This is a genomic window from Pseudomonas sp. YuFO20 (genome assembly GCF_035064975.1).
Classification (GTDB): domain Bacteria; phylum Pseudomonadota; class Gammaproteobacteria; order Pseudomonadales; family Pseudomonadaceae; genus Aquipseudomonas; species Aquipseudomonas putida_AE.
The window spans coordinates 1-1377 of the sequence record NZ_JAXDEO010000143.1; the positions used below are offsets into that span (position 1 = coordinate 1).

The window sequence follows — 1377 nt, forward strand, 5'->3', positions numbered from 1 at the left end:
GGGCAGTATTTTGATGACGAGACGGGGCTGCACTACAACACGTTTCGGTATTACGATCCGGAGGTGGGGCGGTTTGTTACGCAGGATCCGATTGGGTTGATTGGCGGGGAAAACCTGTATCAATACGCTCCTAATTCCATAGGTTGGAGCGATCCGTGGGGGTGGAGTTGCAATCGTCCCGGTGGCTACAAAGCTGGTGATGTTGATGCCCACGGTAACCTGTCTCCTGGTGTTAATAGGGCATCGGGCCACAAAAATATTTCGGAAGATAAACTAGTTCAGTCACACCATTTTATCCAAGATGAGTGGGCGAAAAGAAATGTCACAGGGTATAAGAGAAACGAGGCGCCTGCTATTCTTCTAAAAAGCTCTTCGGGAGAACCTCATGCGATTATCTCATCGCTTCAGCGAACTAGACGGCGAATTTCTGGGTTTGGTGGAACGATTAAGGAAGAGTTTGGTGTCGCCTACAAAGAATTAATTGACGCTGGCGTTGATCCTGGCGCTGCGAAAAAGGCTGCCAGTAGATCGTATAAATATTTTGACTCATTAGGGGCGTTTCAATGACTCTAAGTTGTACAGAAGTAAATCCGCCTGCGTCGGCAGCGATGATTAATGAAGCGGTCCGCTTGTTGGGGGTCGATGAGGATGTATGGGTTGCCAGGTTTTGGGCTCTCTATAATGGAGCCTTGCTTGATGATCAAGTGCTGATTTATTCGACGGAGGAAATAGCTGAGCGCAATAAAACATATGATATAGACAAGGACTTTCCAGGGCAGCTTTTGGTGGGTGATGACTCTGGTGGCAGGCTTGTTCTGATCGATAGATCTGCCGAAGATAAATTTTATCTCATAGGCTCTGGTGATCCATTTTTAGACGATGCGGAAATATTTTTCTCAGTTGAAGAATTGGTAGCGTATGTCCTTGAAGATGGCAACGAATTGCCGGACTCCGTAAGTATTTTGGCAATAGGTAAAGCTAAAGCCACTTTGCAAGAAATTCTGGAAATCAAGAAAGGATTAGGGTTGAGCCATTCGGTGAAAGATCTGAAAGAGAAACTCGAAAAAGAAAATGAGGTAGTTCTGAAAGAGGTAAAAGCTGCCAAATACGAGAGTGTTTTAGCTAGATATCGACATCTGATTCGGTTCGATAACTAGTTGGGGCGCTGATCTAGGGTTTGTGCTGATGAACTTCTAGAAAATACTCCTTGGCATCAGCCCAACACCTCAATCACCTGTACTACGGCAGCGGCCACCTGCACCAACTCAACCTCGATGGACAATTGATCAGCGACATCGAGCGCGACGACCTGCACCGCGAAGTCCTGCGCACCCAGGGCACGCTCACCAGCTGCTTCGGCTACGACGCCATGGGCCG

2 protein-coding genes are annotated in these 1377 nt (G+C 47.6%); both read left to right on the forward strand.

Going from position 1 to position 1377, the window contains the following annotated elements:
* Positions 1 to 567: RHS repeat-associated core domain-containing protein (locus tag SOP85_RS30965; RefSeq protein ID WP_323629400.1), on the forward strand; the 567-nt coding region annotated here is incomplete at its 5' end.
* Positions 564 to 1157, forward strand: coding sequence for an SMI1/KNR4 family protein (locus SOP85_RS30970; RefSeq protein WP_323629401.1), 594 nt, complete (start codon positions 564 to 566; stop codon positions 1155 to 1157). The genes SOP85_RS30965 and SOP85_RS30970, both read left to right, overlap by 4 nt.
* Positions 1158 to 1377 lie beyond the last annotated feature (220 nt).

Bases quoted from the DNA above. Each gene is read 5' to 3' on its own strand.
- SOP85_RS30970 (WP_323629401.1), top strand. From the start codon at position 564: ATGACTCTAAGTTGTACAGAAGTAAATCCGCCTGCGTCGGCAGCGATG.